The organism is Streptomyces sp. R33 (assembly GCF_041200175.1).
GTDB lineage: Bacteria > Actinomycetota > Actinomycetes > Streptomycetales > Streptomycetaceae > Streptomyces > Streptomyces katrae_B.
This window is the reverse complement of sequence record NZ_CP165727.1, coordinates 7,982,894-8,005,942: the sequence shown is the minus strand read 5'-3', so window position 1 is coordinate 8,005,942 and position 23,049 is coordinate 7,982,894. Positions and strand designations below refer to the sequence as shown.

The 23,049-nt window shown below is 69.8% G+C and carries 22 protein-coding genes; 14 read left to right on the top strand and 8 right to left on the bottom strand.

Annotated elements, in window-relative coordinates; translation table 11 throughout:
* Positions 1–224 precede the first annotated feature (224 nt).
* Complete coding sequence (locus AB5J51_RS36720; protein ID WP_030299749.1) at positions 225–428, bottom strand: cold-shock protein; 204 nt, start codon at positions 426–428, stop codon at positions 225–227.
* 441 nt (positions 429–869) lie between these two features.
* Here AB5J51_RS36720 and AB5J51_RS36715 point away from each other — a divergent pair, with 441 nt between their 5' ends.
* Together AB5J51_RS36715 and AB5J51_RS36710 are read left to right on the top strand one after the other, a co-directional pair.
* Positions 870–1,352: a hypothetical protein gene (locus tag AB5J51_RS36715; RefSeq protein ID WP_369779707.1), complete on the top strand. Its 483-nt coding sequence runs from the start codon at positions 870–872 to the stop codon at positions 1,350–1,352.
* Between the two features lies 1 nt (position 1,353).
* Positions 1,354–1,755, top strand: a complete 402-nt coding sequence (locus AB5J51_RS36710) for an Imm50 family immunity protein (RefSeq protein ID WP_369779706.1) — start codon at positions 1,354–1,356, stop codon at positions 1,753–1,755.
* A gap of 27 nt (positions 1,756–1,782) precedes the next feature.
* Here the strand turns inward: AB5J51_RS36710 and AB5J51_RS36705 are convergent, their stop codons facing one another.
* The gene (locus AB5J51_RS36705; RefSeq protein ID WP_136223595.1) at positions 1,783–2,622 is read right to left on the bottom strand and encodes a class II glutamine amidotransferase; all 840 of its coding nucleotides are present in this window, start codon (positions 2,620–2,622) and stop codon (positions 1,783–1,785) included.
* Between the two features lie 256 nt (positions 2,623–2,878).
* On the opposite strand from AB5J51_RS36705, the gene AB5J51_RS36700 reads away from it, so the two are divergent.
* From AB5J51_RS36700 to AB5J51_RS36675, 6 genes are all read left to right on the top strand, one after another.
* Positions 2,879–3,925 (top strand): hypothetical protein, encoded by a 1,047-nt coding sequence (locus AB5J51_RS36700; protein ID WP_369779705.1) that lies wholly within the window; start codon positions 2,879–2,881, stop codon positions 3,923–3,925.
* A gap of 16 nt (positions 3,926–3,941) precedes the next feature.
* A complete protein-coding gene (locus AB5J51_RS36695) occupies positions 3,942–4,526 on the top strand; it encodes a TetR/AcrR family transcriptional regulator (RefSeq protein ID WP_369779704.1) in 585 nt (194 codons plus the stop codon).
* Positions 4,527–4,654: 128 nt separating this feature from the next.
* A complete protein-coding gene (locus tag AB5J51_RS36690; RefSeq protein ID WP_369779703.1) occupies positions 4,655–6,094 on the top strand; it encodes an MFS transporter in 1,440 nt (479 codons plus the stop codon).
* A 409-nt stretch (positions 6,095–6,503) separates the two neighbouring features.
* Positions 6,504–7,730, top strand: a complete 1,227-nt coding sequence (locus tag AB5J51_RS36685) for an IS110 family transposase (protein WP_369779702.1) — start codon at positions 6,504–6,506, stop codon at positions 7,728–7,730.
* Between the two features lie 53 nt (positions 7,731–7,783).
* Positions 7,784–8,092: a hypothetical protein gene (locus AB5J51_RS36680; RefSeq protein WP_369779701.1), complete on the top strand. Its 309-nt coding sequence runs from the start codon at positions 7,784–7,786 to the stop codon at positions 8,090–8,092.
* Positions 8,093–8,176: 84 nt separating this feature from the next.
* Positions 8,177–8,935, top strand: a complete 759-nt coding sequence (locus tag AB5J51_RS36675) for an SDR family NAD(P)-dependent oxidoreductase (protein WP_053787351.1) — start codon at positions 8,177–8,179, stop codon at positions 8,933–8,935.
* Positions 8,936–9,015: 80 nt separating this feature from the next.
* On the opposite strand, the gene AB5J51_RS36670 is transcribed toward AB5J51_RS36675, so the two are convergent.
* The 3 genes from AB5J51_RS36670 to AB5J51_RS36660 all read right to left on the bottom strand — a co-directional run bounded on the left by AB5J51_RS36670 (position 9,016) and on the right by AB5J51_RS36660 (position 12,430).
* A complete protein-coding gene (locus AB5J51_RS36670; protein ID WP_053787370.1) occupies positions 9,016–9,558 on the bottom strand; it encodes an FABP family protein in 543 nt (180 codons plus the stop codon).
* 324 nt (positions 9,559–9,882) lie between these two features.
* The gene (locus AB5J51_RS36665; protein ID WP_369779700.1) at positions 9,883–11,067 is read right to left on the bottom strand and encodes an IS701 family transposase; all 1,185 of its coding nucleotides are present in this window, start codon (positions 11,065–11,067) and stop codon (positions 9,883–9,885) included.
* Positions 11,068–11,347: 280 nt separating this feature from the next.
* Positions 11,348–12,430, bottom strand: a complete 1,083-nt coding sequence (locus AB5J51_RS36660) for an IS630 family transposase (protein WP_369780221.1) — start codon at positions 12,428–12,430, stop codon at positions 11,348–11,350.
* Between the two features lie 272 nt (positions 12,431–12,702).
* Here AB5J51_RS36660 and AB5J51_RS36655 point away from each other — a divergent pair, with 272 nt between their 5' ends.
* Complete coding sequence (locus AB5J51_RS36655; protein ID WP_369780374.1) at positions 12,703–14,247, top strand: MFS transporter; 1,545 nt, start codon at positions 12,703–12,705, stop codon at positions 14,245–14,247.
* A 24-nt stretch (positions 14,248–14,271) separates the two neighbouring features.
* Here AB5J51_RS36655 and AB5J51_RS36650 read toward each other — a convergent pair whose 3' ends face one another.
* On the bottom strand, positions 14,272–14,946 hold the full coding sequence (locus AB5J51_RS36650; RefSeq protein WP_369779699.1) for a hypothetical protein: 675 nt from the start codon (positions 14,944–14,946) through the stop codon (positions 14,272–14,274).
* A 514-nt stretch (positions 14,947–15,460) separates the two neighbouring features.
* Between AB5J51_RS36650 and AB5J51_RS36645 the strand changes: the two genes are divergently transcribed.
* Complete coding sequence (locus tag AB5J51_RS36645) at positions 15,461–16,783, top strand: APC family permease (RefSeq protein WP_369779698.1); 1,323 nt, start codon at positions 15,461–15,463, stop codon at positions 16,781–16,783.
* Between the two features lie 43 nt (positions 16,784–16,826).
* Here the strand turns inward: AB5J51_RS36645 and AB5J51_RS36640 are convergent, their stop codons facing one another.
* On the bottom strand, positions 16,827–17,474 hold the full coding sequence (locus AB5J51_RS36640) for a DUF6082 family protein (protein ID WP_369779697.1): 648 nt from the start codon (positions 17,472–17,474) through the stop codon (positions 16,827–16,829).
* A gap of 237 nt (positions 17,475–17,711) precedes the next feature.
* Between AB5J51_RS36640 and AB5J51_RS36635 the strand changes: the two genes are divergently transcribed.
* The 4 genes from AB5J51_RS36635 (at position 17,712) to AB5J51_RS36620 (ending at position 21,892) form a co-directional block, all read left to right on the top strand.
* On the top strand, positions 17,712–18,389 hold the full coding sequence (locus AB5J51_RS36635) for a macro domain-containing protein (protein WP_369779696.1): 678 nt from the start codon (positions 17,712–17,714) through the stop codon (positions 18,387–18,389).
* 73 nt (positions 18,390–18,462) lie between these two features.
* On the top strand, positions 18,463–20,085 hold the full coding sequence (locus AB5J51_RS36630) for an ADP-ribosyltransferase domain-containing protein (protein ID WP_369779695.1): 1,623 nt from the start codon (positions 18,463–18,465) through the stop codon (positions 20,083–20,085).
* An 88-nt stretch (positions 20,086–20,173) separates the two neighbouring features.
* Positions 20,174–20,605, top strand: a complete 432-nt coding sequence (locus AB5J51_RS36625; protein WP_369779694.1) for a hypothetical protein — start codon at positions 20,174–20,176, stop codon at positions 20,603–20,605.
* A gap of 171 nt (positions 20,606–20,776) precedes the next feature.
* Entirely contained in the window at positions 20,777–21,892 is a 1,116-nt protein-coding gene (locus AB5J51_RS36620) for an MBL fold metallo-hydrolase (protein ID WP_369779693.1), read from the top strand.
* A gap of 49 nt (positions 21,893–21,941) precedes the next feature.
* Here AB5J51_RS36620 and AB5J51_RS36615 read toward each other — a convergent pair whose 3' ends face one another.
* A complete protein-coding gene (locus tag AB5J51_RS36615) occupies positions 21,942–22,988 on the bottom strand; it encodes a serine protease (RefSeq protein ID WP_369779692.1) in 1,047 nt (348 codons plus the stop codon).
* Positions 22,989–23,049: the final 61 nt, after the last annotated feature.

The window sequence follows — 23,049 nt, the reverse complement described above, 5'->3', positions numbered from 1 at the left end:
TGCGTGAGCGCCCCCAGAACAGCCTGCCCGGGGTACCGGAGAGGGAGCCTGGCGTGACGGCGGCGAATACACCAGGCGAACGGCGGTCGGATTCCGCAGGAGTTCGGCCAATTCTCCGTCGCCGGTGGCTGTGGCGCCTCGCCGGGCGGCACCGCGCCGGCCCCCGAAGCCACCGCGCCCCCGGAGCGCATGCTCCGGGGGCGGGTGGATCCGGGCTTCGCGGATCAGGCGGCGGTGATGTTCTCCGCCTGCGGGCCCTTCTGGCCCTGCGTGATGTCGAAGGTCACGGCCTGACCCTCCTGGAGCTCGCGGTAGCCGCTGGAGTTGATGTTGGAGTAGTGCGCGAAGACGTCGGGGCCGCCGCCGTCCTGCGCGATGAAGCCGAAGCCCTTTTCGGAGTTGAACCACTTCACGGTTCCGCTGGCCATGGTCTTGCCCTCTCAGTCGATGTCGGGTCCGCACCGCGCGGCCCCGGAGGTGATCGCCCTGGTCCGGCACTGCACAGCAAAACGCCCACGCCAGGGCGCGGGCAGGGACTGCGAACCACGACAGCTGCCGCTGACGCTACACGCAGGAGCGTCCCGTCACCAGAGAGCGACGATCACTCGTTGCCGTGAACTGCGCCAACGGCCGTCCATCGGCCGGGGACCGGCGCCCCGAGCGCCGATATATCGGGACAAATCAAATGATCCTCATTCCACACCGCCCCGATGCCCACTCGACCACGTCTCGAGACGGCCGGTTCGGGGGCGGGGCTCCAGGGTGACCGACGGGCGCTTCGGGGCGAAGCTGGCCGGCGATCCGCAGGGTCCGGCCCGGTGACGACCCCCGGAACGGCCAGACACCAGGGGCAGAGGAGCATTGCTCCTATGACCTGGACTGATTTTGTAGTGAATGCGGACTTCACTGCCTATTACGATGCGGTGCCCGACCTGACCGGTGTCCGGCTGCGGTCGGTGCACCTGGACGGCTGGGACCCGACCGTCACCCTGCGCCTCGACCTCCCCCGGTTCCCCGACCGCTGGGAGGGCGCACCGGGGGACACCGTCCAGTGCCAGATCCAGTTCGCCATGGTGCGGGATTTCCTCATGGAGGGGTGGCAGCCGCCGGTCACGGCGGATGTCGTTCTGCGTGCACTGCCGGAACACAGGCTGGCGGTGGAGGTGGTGGCGCCCGGCGTCGCCGTGTCGTTCACGGCGAACGCCTCCGTTCTGGCGGGGAAGATCAGCGTGTTCACGCAGGACGCGGACGGCGGTGACAGCGGCTCGCGGTCCTTCACCCGTCCGCTCGAAACCCGCCTCCATCCGACGCTTCCTCCGGCCTACGTGAACACCTTCTACGAGCGTGTGTGAGATGACTGCTTCGAACGACTGGCCGGAACTGCGGGACCTGTACGGCGCTTCGGCGGCGCCCGACCTGAACACCTGCCACTTCTTCCATGTGCACATCGACGAGCGCGGCACCTCGGTGACCTTCGGCTTCGAGACGTCGCAGCTGCCGGAGCACCCCAAGCCGGAATGGACCGCGTCGGCATACAACACCCTGCGCTTCTGGGTCGAGTTCACCGGGGTGAGCGGCCTGCGGGTGTCGGGCATCCTGGCGGAAGCGAAGCGGGCCGTGCGCATCACCAACGGCGGTGGGCCGGATCCGGATCGCCTCGAGGTGTCCGTGGCCAGTGAGACGCGCTCGATCGCCTTCTCTGCCACAGCATCACGCGTCACGCACACACGTGTCCATCTGAAGGGGCCGATCTGAAGGGGGATCGCCGTAGCGGGCGGCGCTTCACATGGGCAGGGGGGCGAACGGGAGCAGTTCGTCCCCTCCCGCCCGGACCACCCCGTAGCTGTGTTCGGGTACCTCGTTCCAAGCCCCCGGCAGGTCACCCAGTGGCTCGGACACGATGAGGCGGGTCTCGTCCGACAAGTCGCGCAGGATGTGCATGTCGGGGTGCAGCGCACGCAGCGATTCGACCTTGGTGCTGTAGAAGAGCGACCGGGCGATGCCCTCGCTGGCGTACCGGAAGGCCCAGACCGACGAGCCGTCGGTCACGGCGACCGTCATCTGCAGGGGCGCAGCGATGCCGTGTGCGTGGCCGACGCGCTCCACCAGGCCCGCCATCCGGGCCACCGCGCCCGGGGGGTCGGTGTCCAGGCCGAAGGTCAGTGCGAGGAAGAACATGACCTCCGAGTCCGTGGACCCCTCGAGGTCGGCGTACAGCTCGGGGTCCACGGCCATGCAGAGTTCCCTGCGCAGCGTGTGGAACTGGGCGATGGAGCCGTTGTGCATCCACATCCAGCGGCCGTGCCGGAAGGGGTGACAGTTCGTCTGCTGCACCGGCGTGCCCGTCGAGGCCCGTATGTGAGCAAAGAGCAGTCCGGAGCTGACGTGCTGGGCGATCTCACGCAGGTTGCGGTTGCTCCACACCGGGCCGATGTCGCGTACGACCGCAGGGACGGGGTTGTCGGAGTTCTCCGCGTACCAGCCGATGCCGAATCCGTCACCGTTGGTCGTCTCGACACCGAGGCGGGAGTGGAGGCCCTGATCGATCAGGGAGTGTGCGGGCTTGTACAGGATCGTTTCAAGGACAAGCGGGGTTCCCGAATACGCAAGCCACCGACACATGGTTGATCCCCTTCCCGGGTGAGCGCGTGCAGGAAGCCACGATTCCGCCGAGCACGCGGTCTACGGCCCGCCCCCTGACCGGCCCGACGGCATTCAGGGCCGGCCGCCAGGGCCCAGAAGGTCTCCAAGCCCGTCATTTCGATCAATTCGAGCATACGAGCCTCATCGGTTCGCCGCATCACTCACCGACGGCGCCCACTCAGGGACCCATTGGTATCATTCATCCAATATTGCAAGGTTTTCTGAAGGTCGCGTGATGCATGCCTCCGTACACGCCCGGCGACTGTCCGCTACCGCGTTCGCCTGCGGAGCGTGCCTGATCCTGCTGCCGCCCGGTCCGGCACAGGCGTTCTCCGGCGGCAATCACGAGAAGATCACTCGCGCCGCCCTGACATGGGAGCCCAGGTCGCTGACGGCGATGGCCGACTCGCGCGACGGGGCGATCGTGGCCGACGACCAGGGCGACTACTTCAAGCTCGGCATCCTGCACTGCGACAACGCCGATTTCCTCGCCTCGCGCTTCACGTCCGCGTCCGCGTACCCCCGCACCCGCGACGAGGCGAACACCGAGCTGCTCGCCTGCATCCGCGGCTCCGTCGCCCGCCTGCGGGCTGCCGTCCGCTACGCCGACGGACTGGTCGACCCCCAGGGCAGGGTCATCGCGCGCCAGAGCGACCTGGGCTCGCCCTGCACATGGAACGAGAGGGCGGGACGCGCCAAGTGCAACGTCCTGGAACAACTCGGCCGAGGCTGGCACCCGATCGAGGACTTCTACTCGCACAGCAACTGGTCCGACCAAGCCGGCGCCGGCCCGATCGGCACCGACAACCCACCCGGACTGAACCGTACGGGCATCGCGCCGTTCCTCGACATCCGCCGCTACAGCTCCATGAAGGACGCCGACTGGGCCGAGGAAGCCGCCGGCCTGATTCCCGAGGACCTGGCCACCGGCTGCTACCCGGACTTCGAGTCGACCGGCGTCAAGACCGCCGACTGCACCGGACGCGTCGAACACAACCGCGCCCTCAACAAGGACACCGAAGCCGCCCGGCGCTCGGGCCACGGCAACTTCCAGCGGGCCACCGAGCTGGCTGCGCAGGACATCGCCCGCCAGTGGAAGGACTTCACGGCGGAGCTGATCGCGACCTACCCCGACAACGGCCGCGGCGAGCAGATGATCTGCGCGCTCACCCACGACACTCCTGCGCTCAGCTGTCCGAGAGGGCGCCGAGTTCTACGCGAACCCACCAGGGCCTCAGGCGCGTTCACCGGGAAGAAATTATTGACTGATCGTTCCAGATAGCTTTATGATCTTGTCCATGGCCAGGACCAAGGAATTCGATCCGGACGCCGCGCTCCAGTCGGCCCTCGAGCTGTTCTGGCGGCGTGGCTACGAAGCGACGTCGATGGCGGACCTCGTCGAGCACCTCGGCATCGGCCGGGCGAGCATCTACGCAACGTTCGGCAGCAAGCACGAGCTCTACCTCAAGGCGCTGGACCGGTACGCGCAGTCCGCCGACCCGCGGCTCTTCGCCGACCTGTCCGGGCCAGGGCCCGCCCTGCCGGCGGTGCGGGCCGTGGTGCGCCGCTTCGCCGCCGAGGCCGCGTCGCCGCAGGAGCGGCTGAACGGCTGCTTCGTCACCAACACCGCCGCCGAACTGGGCGCTCACGACTCCGCGGCGGCCCGCCGGGTGGAGTCGAGCTGGGACCGGCTGGAGACGCTGCTGCACGCGGCGTTCGTCCGGGGGCAGGCGCAGGGCGAACTGTCGCCGGAGCGCGATCCGCGCGCTCTGGCGCGGATGCTGCTGGTCCTGCTGCAGGGGGTGCGGGTCGTAGGGAAGGCCTCGGCCGACCCGGCCCGCGTACAGGACGCGGCCGAGCAGGCGCTGTCCCTGCTGGACTGAGAGCCGAACCGAACCGCACCGATCCGCACACCGGTCCACACCGACCGCGGTGCCCGCGGAGGAGCCACCCGGCTCCTTTCCGCATGCCCGAATAATGGAACGATCGGTCAAATATCAAAGGGGGGAACATGGGGAGGGGTACGACCTCCACCGGCACCAGCACACGCGGCGCCACCACGACCGCCACACCCGGCATCACGTCCACGACATCCGCCGCAACACCCGCTCCCCCGGGAGCCGCAGGCCGCCGCACCGCCTTCGCGCTGCTCGGCAGCATCCAGATCACGCTGATCTACACCCTCGCCGCCCCCACCGTCCCGCTCCCCCGCATCGCCCGCGACTTCACCCTCCAACGCTCCGACCTGATCCTGCTCAGCGCCGCCTACGGACTGGCCTTCGCCGGGCTGTTGCTCCTGGGCGGACGCCTCGCCGACCGGTACGGCGGGCTGCGCGCCCTCACCGCAGGCCTCGCGCTGTTCGCCGCGGCCTCCCTCGCGGCCCCCCTCGCCCCCGGCGGCCAGGCCCTGCTGGCGGCCCGCTTCGCGCAGGGCGCCGGCGCGGCCCTCGTCGCCCCCGCCGCCATGGCGGTCCTGCGCGCCCTGTTCCCCTCCCCCGCCGCCCACGCCCGGGCCATGGCCACCTGGGGCGCACTCTCGGTCCTCGGCGCGACCGCCGGCAACCTGCTCTCCGGTGCCATCTCCGCCCTGCTGTCCTGGCGTTGGGCCCTTGCCGTGCCCCCGGTGGTCGCCCTGACCGCCCTGTTCCTCGCACCGCGGCTGCTGCCCGGCACCGCGCCGAGCCGGGGCAGGAGCTTGGACCTGCCGGGAGCCGTGCTCGCCACCGCCGGGATCAGCCTGGTCGGTTACGGCCTCGTGGTCACCGACGCCCACCCCTGGACCTCGGCGGCGGTCCTCGGGCCGCTGTCCGCCGGAGCCGCCCTGCTCGCCGCGTTCCTTCTCGTCGAGCGCCGCTCCCGCGACCCGCTCCTGCCGCCCCGCTTCCTCCTCGACCGCCGCCGGGCGGCCGCCCTCACGGCCGTCGCGCTCACCGCCTGCGGGACCGCGAGCGCCTTCGTCCTGCTCTCCCTCCACTTCCAGCAGGCCCGCGACTGGTCACCGCTGCGCACCTCCGCCGCTTTCGTGCCCTTCGCCGCCGCCCTGATCGCCTGCGGCGCTGCGGTCAGGCCCCTGACGGACCGTCACGGTGCCCGCGCCGTCACGGCCTGGGGGCTGGCCACCGGCTCGGCCGGGCTCGGGCTGCTCTCCCTCACCGGCCTCGACCCGGGCACGCCGTACGCAATCGGTCTGCTGCCCGGCCTCGTCCTCCTCGCGGCGGGCGGCGCCGCCTCCTTCGGCGGAGCGGCCGTACTGGCCACCGAGGGGGCGCCCGCGCGGGACGCCGGCCTGGCGGGCGGCGTACTGAACACCGCCATGGAGTTCGGCCCGACCGTGCTGTTCGCCCTCCTGCTCACCCTCGGCGACGACGCCGCCTCGCTTGCCGCGACGGCCGCCGCGTTCGCCGCCGTAGCCCTCATCCACCTCGGACACCGTCGTCACGCCCGGGCGTGACGACACCTCTAATTCGTTAGTAATTAGAGGTTCTGGATCTCTGATGGGCCCGGGGCGGCGTTGTCCAGCCCGGGGCAGGACGTGTGTGGTCCGGTCGGTGCCGTGGTGACCCCTACGACACCTCCGACCGTGCGAGGTCTGTAGAAAGACCGGTGGCGCCGTGGTGCCGGCCGGTCCTCGCACGTTCTGCCCCCACGGGCCCGTCGAGTTCGGGAACCTTGAGGAATGAGCTGCCGCACGGTGACGCGTTACTCCTCACGAGCTTCGAGCTCTGGACACGGCGTGCGCCCGTGCGGTCTGGCGGTGCCGCGCACGGCTGATGAGGTGGCGGACCATGGAGTCCTGGAATTAGTGCGCCGTGCGGCCCGTGTGCTCGCCTTCAAGGACAGCACCGGCGAAGGGGCGGGGAATGGACATGCTCTGCGGGATCGACTGGGCGGAGGGACACCACGACGTCGCGATCATCGACAACACCGGTAAGCAGCTGGCCAAGTGCCGCATCGACGACGACCTGGACGGCTACCAGCTGCTGCTGGACCTCCTGGCCGAGCACGGCGACAGCGCCGAGGCGCCGATCCCGGTCGCGATCGAGACCAGCCGGGGCCTGCTGGTCGCCACCCTGCGGACCGGCAGTCGGCAGGTGTTCGCGGTCAACCCCATGGCCGCCTCCCGCTACCGCGACCGGCACGGCGTGAGCCGCAAGAAGTCTGACCCCGGCGACGCCCTGGTCCTGGCGAACATCATCCGCACCGACATGCACATGCACCGGCCCCTGCCCGCGGACAGCGACCTGGCCCAGGCCATCGGCGTCCTCGCCCGCGCCCACCAGGACGCGATCTGGAACCGGCAGCAGCTCGCCAACCAGCACCGCTCGCTGCTGCGCGAGTACTACCCCGCCGCGATCGAAGCCTGGCGGGACAAGGCCGGCGCACTGACCCGCCCCGATGCCCGCAAGGTCCTCGGGGCGGCTCCCACCCCCACCCAGGCCGCCGAGCTGCCCGCGTGGAAGCTCCGGCTGATGCTGACCAACGCCGGCCGCAAGCGAGGCATCACCGAGGACGCCGAACGGCTCCACACGCTCTTCCGGCAGCCCGCCGCCCGTCAGCCTGCCGCGGTCGAGGAAGCCATGGGCATCCAGGCCAAGGGCCTGCTCACGCAGCTCAATGCCGCCTGCAAGGCCGTCGACGAGCTCGCGAAGGCGGTCGAGCGGACTTTCCGCACCCACCCCGACGCGCCGATCATGCTGAGCTTCCCCGGAGTCGGGCCCGGAGTCGGCGCCCGGCTCCTGGCCGAGATCGGTGACGACCCCACCCGGTTCGCCACCGCTGGCGGCCTGAAGGCATACGCGGGCGCGGCCCCCATCACGCGGGCCTCCGGCAAACGCAAGTACGTCGGCCGCCGGTTCGTGAAGAACAACCGGCTCAACCACGCCGGCTACTTGTGGGCCTTCGCCACCCTCAGCCACTCACCCGGCGCCAACGCCCACTACAGGCGCCGACGCGAGGCCGGAGACTGGCATGCCCAAGCCCTGCGGCACCTGTTCAACCGCATGCTCGGCCAGCTCCACCACTGCCTCCAAAGCAGGGTGCACTTCGACGCGGCCATCGCGTTTCCTCCTCCAGCCTCAGCTGATTGATCACTGTGTTTCGGCTCATGACAGGCTGTCCTCCTGAGCACTGAGGGGGAGCCATGGCAGAGGTCGGGGGATGGATCTGGGAACGCAACCTGCGGTCGTTCCTGGAGTTGCTGTCGCACTACGTGGGCTACGGCTTCGATGCCACCGACTGGGAGACGGTGGCACTGGCGATCGAGGCGACCGACGACGAGCGGACCGACGGCTGGTACTCGTACCCCTTGGTCGGCGAGCATCGACAGGTCGAGATTTGGCTTGCCCGCGCGGTCGGCGGCGATGAGGTCAGGTTGGTCGTGAAGGGGGCTCTGACGCCCGAGCTGGAGGCCCGAGCGGACACCTTGTTGGCCGCCTTCGCAGCTGGCTGACCAAGGTCAACTTGACCCGTTAGCCGCATGAGGTGTCTCCCTCACCGCACTCCCCCACCGACACCCCTACAAGGAGCCACCGCGATGACCCGCTTCACCAACTCGTCCGTCCTCGTCACGGGCGCCGGATCCGGCCTCGGCCGGGCCATCGCCCTCGCCTTCGCCGCCGAAGGCGCACGAGTCGTCGCCGCGGGCCGGACCGCGGCCTCACTCGACGAGACCGTACGCCTCGTCCGGGCGGCCGGCGGTACGGCCGAGGCGGTCACCGCCGACGTCACCGACTCCGCCCAACTGGCCGCGCTCGTCCGGGAGACCGTCGCACTCTTCGGAACGCTCGACGTCGCCGTCAACAACGCGGGGATACTCCGCGGCACGGTGCCCGCCGGCGACATCGCCGAGGAGGACTGGGACGCCGTACTGCGCACCAACGTCACCGGCGTCTTCCTGGCCATGAAGCACGAGATCGCCCACATGCGGGAGAACGGCGGCGGCGCCATCGTCAACATCTCCTCGAACCTGGGCGCCCACTCCCGCATCCCGAACGCCGCCGCGTACATCACCTCCAAGGCCGCGGTCTCCGCGCTGACCCGCGCAGCCGCCCTGGACCACATCCGCGACGGCGTGCGCATCAACGCGGTCAGCCCGGGAGCCTCCGCCGCGCCCATGTCCCTGCGGGCCGGCGAGACGGAGGCCGACCGCGCCGAGCGGGTCAAGGACGAGAACCCGCTCGGCCGCGTCGCGGAGGCGGAGGAAGTCGCGGCCGCGGTCCTCTACCTCGCCTCCTCCGCGGCGGGCTCCGTGGTCGGCCACGACCTGGTCGTCGACAGCGGCTCCTCCGCCTGACCGTCCGGCACCGGCCCGTCGCGCGTCCGTCCCGGCGCTGCCCGGTGGGCGCGGGGCCGGCTCCGGGCGTTCCCGGGCCGTCAGGAAGGGCGGCGGCGCAGCCGCGTGGTCAGGTGGTGCTGGAGCGGCTGGCCCACGGCCGCCATGTCGTGCACCACCGTCAGCAGGTCGCCGTCGAGGCTGTAGCGGCGCCGCGTCCCGGTGACCTCCTTGGCCAGCGGGGTGAGCGCCACGTCCTTCGTCCCGATCTCGATCTCCGTACCGGCCACCGTGCCGACGTACGTCTCGACGATCCCGGTGGCGTGGGCGAGGACGACCTCCAGGTCCGCGTCCGGCGTCACCCGCCACCAGCCGGCCTCCCGTCCGGCAGGCCTCACGGGAGCCCCGGACTCGTCGACGAGCCAGGCGCGTGCCTCGTAGCGCAGGAAGGGGCGCCCGTCGTGGCTGAAGACGACCTCCTGCTCGTAGCGGAAGTCCCGTTCCAGCGTGGGGTACTGGCCCTGACCCCGACCGTGCCAGCGGCCCACCAGCCCCAGCACCGGCTGCAGCAGCGGGTGCGGCTCGGGGCCTTCGCCGAGGATGTGGGTGTCGGGGTACGGATTCTCCTGCACCGGATCGAACATGGTCACCTTGTCTGTGTCGGCGAAACGGAGGCGGCGTACAGCGCGGGCCGTCGATTCCGGATCCTGCTCACCCGGCCACCGCCGGGAGACGCCCCTGGCCATCGCCGCCCGGCACCCTACCTCGCTGCGTACGGACCGCCGTCCCGGTCACGCTCGCCCCCTAGTACTGCAACGGTGCTTGTCGTGATGGTTGGGCAGTTTCTGGTGGTGTGTGGCCGCGTCGTTTGTAGTGACTGACGCGGGCCTGGAACTGTCGTCGCCGGCGCCAGTGTGACCAGTGCAGGACGTGGTCGATGGTCGGGCGGGGCCGGGTGAGCCGGCTGATCAGGCGTCGGAGTTCGGGCAGGGTGAGGGGTATGAGCTGGGAGGATCCGTTTCTGCTTTGCCCGTCTGGAGTTCGCGGGCTCGCAGGACGGTGAGGCAGGCGTGTGCGGCCATGGCCAGGGTCATGTGGCGGTGCCAGCCGTCGTAGCGGCGGACCTGGTAGTCGTCCAGGCCGCACTCCTGTTTCGCGGTCTGGAAGCATTCCTCGACCGCCCACCGGCTTCCCGCGACGTGGATCAGCTCATCCAGTGTGGTCTCGGCGGGGCAGTAGGCGATGTAGTAGGAGATCTCCTCGGGCCGGCGGACACTTCGGCGGGCGATCACCCAGTGCCGGCGGTCCTCGCGGTGCCAGGGCCTCACCTCGACTCTCGCCCAGTCGTAGACCCGCGGGCCATGGGCCCCCATCCCGCAGGAACGACGCTTCCATTTCTGCCGGGGCAGACCGGGGAACAGGTCGTGGACGGGGTGGTCGATCGCCCAGCGGGTGACGACGGTGTCGTGCCGGGTGGTGGCCATGACGTGGAAGACGTCGGCTTGCTCGAGCTCCGTGCGCCAGCCCTTGGAGAAGCCGTAAGCGGCATCCGCGGTCACCCACCGGAACGGAATCCGGCCTGTGATCGCCCGGCGGACCATGGCCTTGGCCATCACCACCTTCGTCTCGAAGGCGACCGTGTCCTCAATGCCGGCAGCCCGGCACCGTTCCCGGTCTTCCGTCCATGACGTGGGCAGATACAGACGGCGGTCGATCAACGTGCGGCCCCGGCCGCCGGCATAGGCGAGGAACACTCCGATCTGGGCGTTCTCTGTCCGCCCGGCGGTGCCGGAGTACTGGCGCTGGACCCCGGCCGAGCGGACACCCTTCTTCAGGAACCCCGTGTCGTCCACGATCAGCACCGCATCCGGGTCTCCGAGATGCTCCATGACGTAGTCCCGCACGTCGGCCAGGACCTCATCGGCGTCCCAGTCGATCCGGTTCAGCAACCGATGGATCCGGTCCGGACCCCCATGCCCGGCCTCCTCGGCAAGCGTCCATCCGTTCTTCCGTTCCAGCGGAGCGATCAGCCCCCGCATATAGGCAAGAGCCGACTCCCGCGGCTCCGACCTGGAGAAACGGTGCACGAACCGCTCATGCAAAGCCTTCAGTTCACCAGCCCACAACCGGGCATCTGCAAGTTCCCCACCCATGACCTGAACAACGACCGAACTGCCCAACCGTCACGGCAAACACCGTTGCAGTACTAGGGGGTGTCGTCAAAGTCCCTCCCCCAGCTACCGCTGGGAGGTGCCCCCAGGCCGGCGGGGTCTGGCACGCGCGCTCGCGGCGTTGTCGTCGGTCGACGACGCGAGCGTCGCCTCCTCCCCCTGCCTTCGGCGGGGGGACCCCCACCTCCGCCTTGCGATCACACGCACCAGACCCCGCCGGCCCCGCCCTCACGGGCGGACGACGCTACTTCGACGACACCCCCTAGTCTTCTGAGTCGGGAATTCTGTTCAGATAGCTGGCGAGGCGTTCGAGGATCTCGTCTGCGGTCTTGGTCCAGACGTAGGGCTTGGGGTCGGTGTTCCAAGCGGCGATCCAGTCACGGATGTCCTTCTCGAGGGCCTGGACGGACTTGTGGACGCCTCGCCGTATCTGCTTGTTGGTGAGTTCGGCGAACCATCGCTCCACCAGGTTCAGCCAGGACGACCCGGTCGGCGTGAAGTGCAGGTGGAACCGGGGGTGGCCGAGCAGCCACTTCTTGATGTCCGGCGTCTTGTGGGTGGCGTAGTTGTCGCAGATCAGGTGGACGTCCAGACCGGCAGGCACTTCCTTGTCGAGCTTGACCAGGAACTTCTTGAACTCCTCGGCGCGATGCCGGCGGTGCAGGGAGCCGATCACCTTGCCGGTGGCCACGTTGAGTGCGGCGAACAGGGTGGTCGTGCCGGCGCGGACGTAGTCGTGCGTTGACCGCTCCGGGACTCCTGGCATCATCGGCAGCACTGGCTGGGACCGGTCCAGGGCCTGGATCTGCGATTTCTCATCCACGCAGAACACCAGCGCCCGCTCGGGAGGGTCCAGGTAGAGGCCGACGACATCGTGGACCTTGTCGACGAAGTAGGGATCGGTCGACAGCTTGAACGTCTCCGACCGGTGCGGCTGCAGGCCGAACGCCCGCCAGATCCGTGAGACCGAGGACTGGGACAGGCCCATTTCCTTCGCCATCGACCGCGTCGACCAGTGCGTTGCGTTCTTCGGCGTGGACTCCAACGTCCTGGTGACCACTGCGGCCACCTGCTCATCCGTCACCGACCTGGGGCCGCCGGAACGCGGCATGTCTCCCAGGCCCGCGATCCGGTACTGCACGAAACGGGCCCGCCAACGGCCGACCGCATGAGGCGTCGATCCGAGACGGACGGCCACATCCTTGTTCGAGACGCCCTCGGCGCAGGCCAGGATGATCCGGCACCTCAAAGCCCACGCCTGCGGCGTGGAACGACGCCGCACCCACCCCTCCAGTGCGGCCCGTTCCTCGTCCGACAGCGTCAACTCGGCCTTCGGCCGCCCCATCCGCGCCATAGGCCAAGCCTACACATCTGAACAGAACTCAAGACTCAGAAGACTAGCGCTGCACCACTGCGTACGAGCGCCTCTCACCGCCCCCGACCGGCGTGCGGACCTGCACTCCGGCAGGGAGGATGAAGACTGTGAAGGACCGAGCGAGCGCCGCCGGGGGCTCCTCCCATGGTGCTCCGAGCGCAAACGCCGGGCAACGCGGAACCACGCCGCGGCCGTCCGGACGGCAGGACACCGGTCCGAACCAGCGGCTCGCCCTCGCGGCCATGGTCTTCGCCGTGGCGATGATCTTCGTGGATCAGACGATCGTCAGCATCGCCGCCCCCAGCATCATCGAGGAACTCGGCCTCTCGTCCTCCGGAATGCAGCGGGTGGTCAACGCGTATCTGCTCGCGCTCGCCGCGTGCTTCGCGCTCGGCGGGCGGCTCGCCGACGTCTTCGGGCACCGCCGGATGGTGATGGTCGGCACGCTCGTGTTCGTCGTCTCATCCGTGCTCTGCGGCTCGGTTCCGACCGGGGACTTCGCCGAGAGCTGGCTCGTCATCTTCCGTGCCACCCAGGGGCTGGGCGCGGCACTGGTGTTCCCCGCCGCCCTGGCCGTCGTCGTCTCCGTCGTCCCCGTGGACAAACGGGGCCGGGCCCTGGCCCTGTTCTTCGTCCTCGCCGGTGCGCTCACCGCTCTCGGGCCGCTGCTCGGCGGTTGGCTGACCGCCTGGACCTGGCGGGCCATCTTCTGGATCAACGTACCCGTAGCCGTCGTGGCGCTCGTCCTGACCGCCCTCGCACGCATCCCCGACGCCCGGCGGCGTGAACGTCTCGACGTGCCGGGCGCCGTGCTCGTCGCCACCGGTATGGGGCTGAGCGTCCTCGGGATCCAGCAGTCATCCGTCTGGGGCTGGACCAGCCCGGCCACTTGGGCGTGCATCATCGGCGGGCTCGTCGTCCTCGTGGTCTTCTGCCGGTACGAACTGCGCACCGACGAACCGCTCATCAAGCTGCGCATCTTCCGGGACCGGGCGTTCGCTGCCGACACCCTGGTGCTCTTCTTCTCGATGCTGGCGTTCGTCCCCGTCTTGTACTTCGCCTCGGTGTACGCACAGATCTCGCTCAGCTCCTCGCCCCACCAGGCCGCGCTCTACGTGCTGTACTTCTTCGTCGGCTTCGGCCTTTCGGCCCAGTGGGGCGGCAGGATCCTCGACAAGCACGGGGCCCGGCCCACGATGATGCTCGGCACGGCGCTCGCCTGTGCGGGATTCGCCCTGTGGGCGGCGCAACTGACGGACCTGTCGGCCCACGACCAGTGGCCCTACGCCTGTCTCGCCGGAGCCGGCATGGGCCTCGTGCTCTCCCCGGCCTCCACCGACGCCGTGAACCGGGCGATCGACGCCTCGTACGGCGAGGTCACCGGTGTCACCCAGAGCGTGCGCAACTACGCGGGGGCCCTGGGCATGGCGGTGTTCGGCACGGTCCTCACCCATGTCACGACCAGCCGGGTCGCGCAGACGCTCAGCGCGAAGGGCCTGCCGGAGACGGAGGTCCAGGGTGCGGCCCGCAGCATCGCGGAAGCGGTCACCGGCCACCCGGACGACCGCAGTCCCACCGGCGGCGGGCCGACCTCCACGCTGCTGCGGAGCGCCTTCGAGGCCGTCCACATGGACTTCGCCGAGGCCAACCAGTGGGTGTTCTACGGCATGTCCGTCTCGCTGGGCGTGGCGTACCTGTGCACACTGCTGCATCCGGGGACGCGGGTGACGGGCGAGGTCGCGCAGACGGGGGCGGAGGAAACCGCGCAGGAGCGCAGTCGCCGCTGACCGTCCCGGACGCCGGCCGCGGGTTCACGGGGCATCGGCCGCTGCGCTTCCGTGGGCTGCCCGGCGCGCGGAGAAGAGGATGAGCCCTCCGGTGCAGATGATCCACACGACGCTGGGCCAGGCGGCGATCCGCTCGAACAGCCCTTGGACCCCGGGGTCCGGTCTCAGCGCCGTGAGCGTGGCCGAGACGATGGACGTCACACCACAAGCGATGCCGGCCGCGCCCCAGTACGGACGCTGCGCCTGCCGGAGCATGCCTCCCAGCAGAAGGACGCCCACGGCCCCGCAGAAGAAGCACGTTCCCGCGGACAGGAGGTGCACGGCCGGACGGAGGTTGTAGGGGTTGAAGCCCGTGGACACGAGACCCAGTCCGCTGACGGCCAGTACGCCGAACGCGAGGTTCCTGAGGCGGTCCGGCGGAAAGACCACCGTATTGAGCACCGCGCCCAGAATGAGGCACCACCCTCCGACGATCCAGGCGAGGTCGGCGGCTTCGTGCCAGGGAGAGCAGAAGCGGAACCCTCCGATGAGACCGCATCGCGTGACGCCGAGCGCCGAGATGATGTGCTCTTCCAGGTTCTGGCTCGAGGCACGGGGAAGGACGATCAGATTGTTCACGACGAAGATCTGGATCAAGGACGCCCAGAGGAATCCCCCCGCCGTGAGTCTCCTCGAAGCCGTGAAGGTGAGTTCGCGCATGCCGGCACGTGGTGCGGACGCTCTGACCCGGCCGGCATTCACCCGTCGAGCAGACCGGCCGGGCGGGGCTTGCCGCGGTCGCTGCCACTGCCACTGACCGGACAGAGGCTCGACCGGGCCACGGCGATGGGGACGACGACCATCCCGGCCGCGTGTCTGCGCCTCGCGGCGCGCTGCTCTGATACCCCTGGTACTGCGATACCCGACACCACGACCTCCTGTAGCGCAGTACGCGGGAATGCAACACCGTGCTCCGGACGAAAGCGGCCACCGATGCCCTGTCAGGGACTTCCGAGATCACCCCCGGCGCTGGTGTCATTCGCCGGCAGACACTAATGCGCTATTCATTCCGTGCCCGTCGGCGCCCACGAACGTGGGCCGTACGAGCGAACGGAATACCCCCGGCCGGCCCCCTTCATCGCGGCGCCGGGGTCAGGCGGAGGGGATCCGACGGTCCCTCTCTCCGGCTCGACACGAACGATCGAATCCTGTTTCCGACATCCCGAGGTGTCCGATGCCTGGAACGGTCAGAGCCGCTCCCCGAGCCGGCCTGACGCCCACCGACGTCACGATCATGGTGGTCGGTATCGTCCTCGGTATCGGCATCTTCAAGACGCCCTCGCTGGTCGCGCAATACTCGAGCGACGAGACCGTGTTCGTGTTGCTTTGGCTGCTCGGCGGACTGATCACGGTGATCGGCTCGGTTTGCTATGCCGAGCTGGGCAGCGCACGCCCCGACTCGGGTGGCGAATACGCGTTTCTGCGTGAAGCCTACGGGCCGAGAGTGGCACTCCTGTTCGCCTGGGCGCGGTGCACGGTGATCCAGCCCGGCGCCATCGCCGGAGCGGCCTTCGTGATGGGCGACTACGCGAATGTGGTGTGGCCGCTCGGGACGTACGGCCCGGGCGTCTACGCCCTGGCTTCGGTCACCGTTTTCACCCTCGTCAACTACGTGGGAACCACGCCGGGAAAGCTGACCCAGAAGGTTGTCGAGGTCATCACCGTGCTCTCCATGCTCGGCATCTTCATTGCCGCGTTCGTCGCGACGGTGCCGGCACCACGCGAGGGAACCCCTCACGACGTGTCCCTGGGCAGCACCGGCCTCGCCATGATGTTCATCCTCCTGACCTACGGCGGCTGGAACGAAGCCGCGTACCTCTCGGGTGAGCTCGAGGATGCCAGGCGCACCATGGCCCGGGCCTTGGTCATGGGCGTTGTGGTGGTCATCGGAGTGTCCCTCGCCATCAATTTCGCCTATCTGCACGTGCTGGGGCTGGACGGCATCCGTGACAGCAACGCCGTCGGCTCCGCCATGATGCGCGTCGTCGCCGGTGACACCGGTGCGACGATCACGGGTGTCGTCGTGGTGCTCTCGACTCTGACGACACTCAACGGTCTGATCATCACCGGTTCGCGCTCGTACTACGCGCTCGGCCGAGACGTGGCCGCACTCCGCTCGATCGGCACCTGGAAGGAGCACGGTTCGACTCCCGCCAACGCGCTCGTGCTGCAAGGCGCGGTGTCAGCCGCACTCGTCGTCTTCGGAGCAGCCACGCGCGTCGGCTTCCAGTCGATGGTCGCCTATACGTCGCCCGTGTTCTGGTTCTTCATGCTGCTGGTCTCCCTCTCGGTCTACATCTTCCGCCGCCGCGAAACCGGCGGCGAGTCCCACTACCGCGTGCCGCTCTATCCGGTGACGCCGGCGCTCTTCGCCCTCAGCTGCCTGTGGGTCCTCTGGTCCAGCCTGTTCTATGCCGGATGGGGAGCGATCATCGGCGTTGCGGTGCTCCTTGCCGGCACGCCGTTGCTGTTCCTCGATCCCGCTCGCTCATCTTGAGGTTTCCGAGGAACGGGGAGTCATCTTCCCTCGTACGAGTGCATCAGCCACCACCAACGAAGAACTCGCGGTCCATGACCGGAGGGCCTGCATCCCTGGCATGCTGATACACCTCATCCATGATCTCCACGAACCTGAGGCGAGGGGCGTCTTCCAGTGCAGCCATGTGGTCACGCCACATGGGACCACTGTTCTCCCAATGCGCTCGTGCCACCTCGCCGCGGAAGTGAGCGCGCAGCACTACGCGCAAGGCGTTGTCGTTCAAGCGCCCGAGGTGATGGTCGCTGGCCCACATGCTGACGATGAGATTCGTGACCATGAGTTGCTTCCACCTCGCCTCAGTCGTCGGAATCCTCGGGGGCTCCCAGCAGCGCAGCAGTGCCGGATCGCTCAAGGTCAGCATCGTCAGCTCTCGATGCGCTGCGCGAAACGTCTGCTCACCGTCCAGTCGAGCCTGCTTCGCTTGGAAGGCGATGGAGGTGACGACCCCGAGAAGGGCTGCAGCGGAGATCACCAGGGACACCGCACCGTACGACTGGCTGACGTCGCTCAGTCGGTTCCAGTCCAGGGCTTTGGGCGCGAGGAGGTTCAGGAGGAACGGTGTCGCCGCAACACCGGATATGAAAACGATCAGTACTGCGCTCCATGTCAGAGCACGCCGAGCCCTGCGTAACCTAGCCGCGTCCGCCATCCAACGTCCCCTCTCGCATCGGAGCACACGGGCCCGGTGCCTTGATTCCCGGACCGGTACCGGACCGGACGATGACCAAAGCTCCTCGACTGCAGCAGGTTTGACAAGGGGGCTTGCCCGCTGAGCCTCTCGGGTCGTCGTTTCGGGCGTCATCGTCCCCTTCCTGCAGGGGCGTTGTCAGTGGTCGCCGATAGCTTCGGGGGTGTTGGAAGGGCCGTTTCCCGACAGGAGTGGACGATGACCGAGAACCGTGTGGAGCCCGTGCTCAGGGTGGTGCTGACCGATGTCAACGAGCGTGTGGTGGAGGCGTGGCGGGCGGCGTTCGCGGACACCCCCGGGATCGAGATCCGCAGGGGTTCGATCCTCGACGAGGACGTCGACGCGTGGGTCACCCCGACCAACTCCCGGGGCCGGATGGACGGCGGGGTCGACGCCGTCATCAAGCGGCACCTCGGAGCCGGCATCCAGCTGCGCGTGCAGCGGGCGATCCGCGACCGGTTCGCCGGGACCCTCCCGGTGGGCAGCGCCGTGTGCGTCCCGTCCGGTGCGACCGTTCCGCGGTACCTGATATCGACGCCCACGATGGTGCAGTCCTCGCAGAACGTGAAGGACACGCTGAACGTGGCCCTGGCGTGCGCCGCAGCGTTCCAGGCCGTCCACCGGCAGAACCGTCAGGTGCCGGGCAGCATCCGCTCGGTGGCGCTGGTCGGGATGGGCGCGCAGACCGGCCGGGTGCCGGCCCGGGTGTGCGCCAATCTGATGTGGACCGGCTACACGCTCTTCCACGACCACTGGTTCGAGGACGACGACCAGCTGCGCACCACGATCACCGCGCAGCTCGACGGCATCGAGGCCGCACCGGTCACGGAGCGGGTGCGCATCGTGCCGCCGAAAGGGCATTCCTTTCGCCGCTGATCCCGCGCACACCGCCGGCCAGCCCGCCGGCCACCTCCATCCGTCAGATACGACCGCCGGGAGCCCTTCCCCCATGACCGACGCCACCACCGCCGCCGCGGCCCAGCCCGATGCCGACGACCCGCTGGGCCTCACCGAACTCTTCAAGGGTGGCGGTGAAGCCTGGCTTCCGTTCCTGAAGCCCGTCATCGAAGCGCAGCCGGATGCCGCACGCTTCATCGGCCAGGGCCGCAGCCCGGAGGTCGTCCCGGTCCGTGAGCTGACCTTCCAGGCGCTCAAGCCGAACCCGCCGCACAAGTGGAAGGTCGTCGTCTTCGGCCAGAACCCGTACCCGCGGCCGGAGAGCGCCACCGGGATAGCCATGTTCGACAACACCTTCAACGACTGGAAGGACAGCCAGTTCGGCAGGGTCGTCAGCATCCGCTGCATCATCAAGGCGGCCGCGATGTGGAAGTACGGCATCGCCAAGAAGACACCCATAGCCGACGTCCGCGCCCTGTTGAAGGAGCGGGACACGGTCCAGCCGCCGGAGTGGTTCCAGGCGATGCTCACGCAGGGCGTGCTGCTGCTGAACGCCTCGCTCACGGCCAGCGGCGACGGAGCGATGGGGGCCGACCAGCACACGGCGTTCTGGCGGCCCGTCGCCGAACGGATCGTCGAGGAGATCCTCAAGGCCAAACAGGACGCCGACGAGGAGGACCGCGGGGTCGTGTTCGCCTGGTGGGGTGCCCACGCCCGCAGCCTGAAGAAGGTCGTCCAGCGACTCCAGAAGAAGTACCCGGACGTAGAGGTCCGGCACATCGATCACCCCAACCCGGCGGCCCAGGGCGACGTCTTCTGCGAGGGCGACCACTTCGCCACGGTGAACGCGGCTCTCGCGTCGCTGGGCGCCGAGGAGATCGACTGGCTGCCCAGCAAGGGGTGGAACGAGGGTGCGGCGGGGGCCGGCGGTGCGGACGGGGACGTCGCGGCACGCATGGGGGCCTTCATCGCGTCGACCATGGAATTGCACCAGCTGTACCTGGATCGGCTCACCGGCGTAAAGGACGAGGGGCTCGTCCTCCCGGCGATCACCGGTGTGTTCGACACCCCGCTGATGGACTTTCAGGAAGCCGTCGCGCCGGTCGCCGAGGTGCTGTCCGGGCTCGGCCGGCAGATCGACCGGTCCCACGAGTTCGGCAAGCGACGGGCGGACGAGACGGCCGGCAGCATGTCCGCCGACGCCATCGCCGCGCTCTACCTCTACACCTGCGAGTCCGCCTTCTACCGCGAAATCAACGCCGTCCTCCGCTCCCCGGACCGGACCAAGGTCGTGCCCTACCTCGCGTACCTGCGGCTGCTGTTCTCGGCGGTCTCGGGGCTGCCGGCCCACACCCGGCCGCTCTGGCGCGGTGTGTCGCTGGACCTGCGGGCGCAGTATCCGGTCGGGGGGACGGTGACCTGGTGGGGCGTGTCCTCGTGCACCTCCGAGCTGAGCGTGGCCCGGTCCTTCCTGGGCAGCCGCGGCAAGCGGACGCTGTTCGAGGTGACGCCCGCCCGGGCGGTGGGGATCCGGAGCTTCTCCGCGTTCACCGGCGAAGAGGAATACATCCTCGCGCCCGGCACCCAGCTCAAGGTGACGGACGTGAAGACCGAGCGCGGCGGCCTGTGCACGATCAGGCTGACCGAAGAGGAAGCCGCCCCCCTCGTCTCCTGACGGCCCCCCATACGGACCGGGGTAGCGGGGTCGTGCCCGCGGCGGCGGGGCGCGCGGGCGGCCCACCCGATCGGACGGGGCCAGCTTCTTGGCCTCGATCCAGCTGGCTGCGGCGCGCCGCCACCGGGGTGGGCCGGGGAGGCTGCGGCGCCTGCTCCTGCTGCGCACGCTGCGCGGCCACCCGGCGAACGTCGTGCGGGCCCTGTACTGGCTGGCCCTCCTCGCGTTCAACGCGTCCCTCGCCTGGTGGGTGAGCATGATCGTCGACGGCCCTCCCGCCTTCTTCGGGACGAACGCGGAATCCCAGTCGGATGGCGTCGACGCGGTCCTGGGCCTGGCGGGCTGCTTCCTGCTGGCGGCGGTCGTCCTGTGGGCGTGGACGGTGCACCTGGACGCGTCGGAACCCGAGGAGGGATATCCCTCGCGGATCGACTCGGCCGCCTGGGCGGCGGGGGAGGAGGAGCGGCGGCGCGCCAGGGCCGGGAAGGCGGACTGGAAGCCCGGCGGAGCCGCGGGGTGAGCAGCCTGTGGCTGCACGCCGCGGTGTGGCGGCCGACGCCGGGTGACACGGCGGCGTCGGCCGGTGCGGCGTACGCTCGTCGACAGGGGGCTCGTGGCCGACATCGCCGGTGGGCGGCAGTGCTCACCGAGGACGAGTCGAGCAGGACCCGACGAGACCGCGGGAGGATCCATGACCGTGACCGCGCTCGGTGACCGGATCGAGATCGACGACAGGACCGTGCTGGTCCTCGGGCAGGAACTGGACCTCGAGCACGACCAGCCGGACGTCGCCAATGCCCTCGTGCACCGGGTCGGCGACACCCTCGTGCTCGTCGACACCGGGGTCACCCCGGCCTTCCGCGCGGCACTGCGGGAGGCGACGGACCGGGTCAGGCCCTGGTCCCGGGCCTTGGTGCTGACCACGCACGGCCATCCTGACCACGTCGCCAACAACGACCTGGCCGACGAGCTGGGTGTGCCGGTCGAACACTACGTCCCCGCGCTCGACCTCGACCAGATGCTGGCCCCGGCGTCGTACTGGGTTCGGGCCCTCGAGCGCATCGCCGGGGCGGCGGCGCTGCCCGCGCCCGCACTGGCCGCTGACGAGCTGGTGTCGCTCTTCCATCCGATGCGGCCCTTCGGCGCCACGACCCGGACCTACGAGGAACGCCCGCTGGAGCGGATCCGGATCGGCTCGCTGCGGTTCACCGGCTGGACGTTCGCCGACGGCGCGGTCCGCGTGCTGCGCAGCCAGGGCCACTGCGCCGGGCATGTGATCGTGCACCTGAGGAACTGCGGCGTCCTTCACCTGTCCGACGAGGGCAACGGACCCTGCGGTGCCATGGCCGACGCCGATCAGCTCAAGATCCAGACCACGCTCGGCGCCGTCGCTCGCCTCTTCGAGGAGGGAGGAGCATCGCTCCTCACCGATGGGCACACCTTCGCCGTGCGCCGTGGGGCCGAGGTGGTGCGCTACCTGGACACGCTGCTGGAGCAGGCCACCGCCCTGCAGGCGGCGGCACTCGGTCTGACCGGGGAGAACAGGCGGGTCCGGCCGAGCTCCTTCACCGCCCGCTACGGGGAAACCGTCGCCGAGCTGGGAGGCGGCGGCGCAAACCCGAACTCGATGTTCAACACGATGGTGGCGGTCAACCAGCTCCGCGAGCTCGGGCTACGGCCGGAGTCCGACGGCTTCGATGCGCCGTGGTCCCGGCCCGTTCTCAAGAACCCCCAGCCGGACCCCCCGCGGCCGGCCGCGGCCGCCCCCGGCAGTCAGCCGACCAGCACGCTCAGGGGAGCACGGTAGGGGCAAAGGAGACCGGAGGGGACGGCGTGCACCACGCCGTCCAGGCCTCTCATGCTGCCGGGCCGTCCTTCGCGATCGAGGCGTACACGGCTCGGGCCTTTCCGCCCAGTCGAGGCCCGGCCAGCCAGGTGGACGAAGCCGGGCCTATGGAGGTGTTGCTCACGAGGGCGAGGGTGCCGTCGGGGCGCTGGGCGAACCAGCCACCGCCGGAGGAACCGCCGGTCATCGTGCAGCCGATGCGGTACAGCGACGGCCGGTCGCGGCGCAGGGACAGCCGTCCGGGGCGGTCCTGGCAGGCGAACATCCGCTGCCCGTCGAAGGGGGCGGCGGCCGGGTAGCCCCAGGCCTTCATCGCCGGGATCGCGGGCGTCGGCGGCGCATCGAACCACACCGGTACGGCCGCCCCGGTCGCCTCCTGGAGCGACGAGCGGGTGTCCTGCCGGGCCACGTGCAGCACCGCGAAGTCGCCGGACGCACCGGCGCCGCCGGTGGCGGCGCCCTCCACGAGCCATTGCTCGGAGGTTCCGGCCCGGTCGGCCCACCACGTGCCCAGGGGAGCAACGTCGGCCGCCCCGGCCGCGCGGCGGGACGCGCCGGTGAGGCCCCGGTCGTTGTAGGAGGGGACGAAGACGATGTTGCGGTGCCAGGTGCCGCCCGCGCCGCCGTGGACGCAGTGACCCGCCGTCCACACCAGGCTGGAGCGGCCCGGCCGCTCCGGGTCCTCGACGGCGGTGCCGGAGCAGACGCTCGGCCCGTCCGGCCCGTCGAAGAAGACCTTCCCCAGCGCGGGGGCACTCGCGCGGTACGGGGTACGTTCGGCGGCGGCCCGAACGGGAGCCGGTTCGGGGTCGGTCTCCCCCAGGTCGGCACCGAGCCCGTCCGCCACGGGCGTGTCGTACCCGGCGGCTTCGGCCATGCGCTGCGGAGTCCAGAGGCCGGGGACGACGGGGTTGGAGAAGCCCGGTACGGCCCGCCTGAGCGTATCGACCGGCCCGGAGCACGCGGTCGTCACGGTGAGGACGCCCAGGGCGATGAGCAGGACGGCCAGGGCGCCCGGGCGTACGGCGCCCCAGGGGCCGGTGGAGTGCACGTTCATGGTGACGTTCCTCGGGGTGTGGGCCGCGGCGCCCGGAACTGCCGGGCTCCGCACGGAAGTC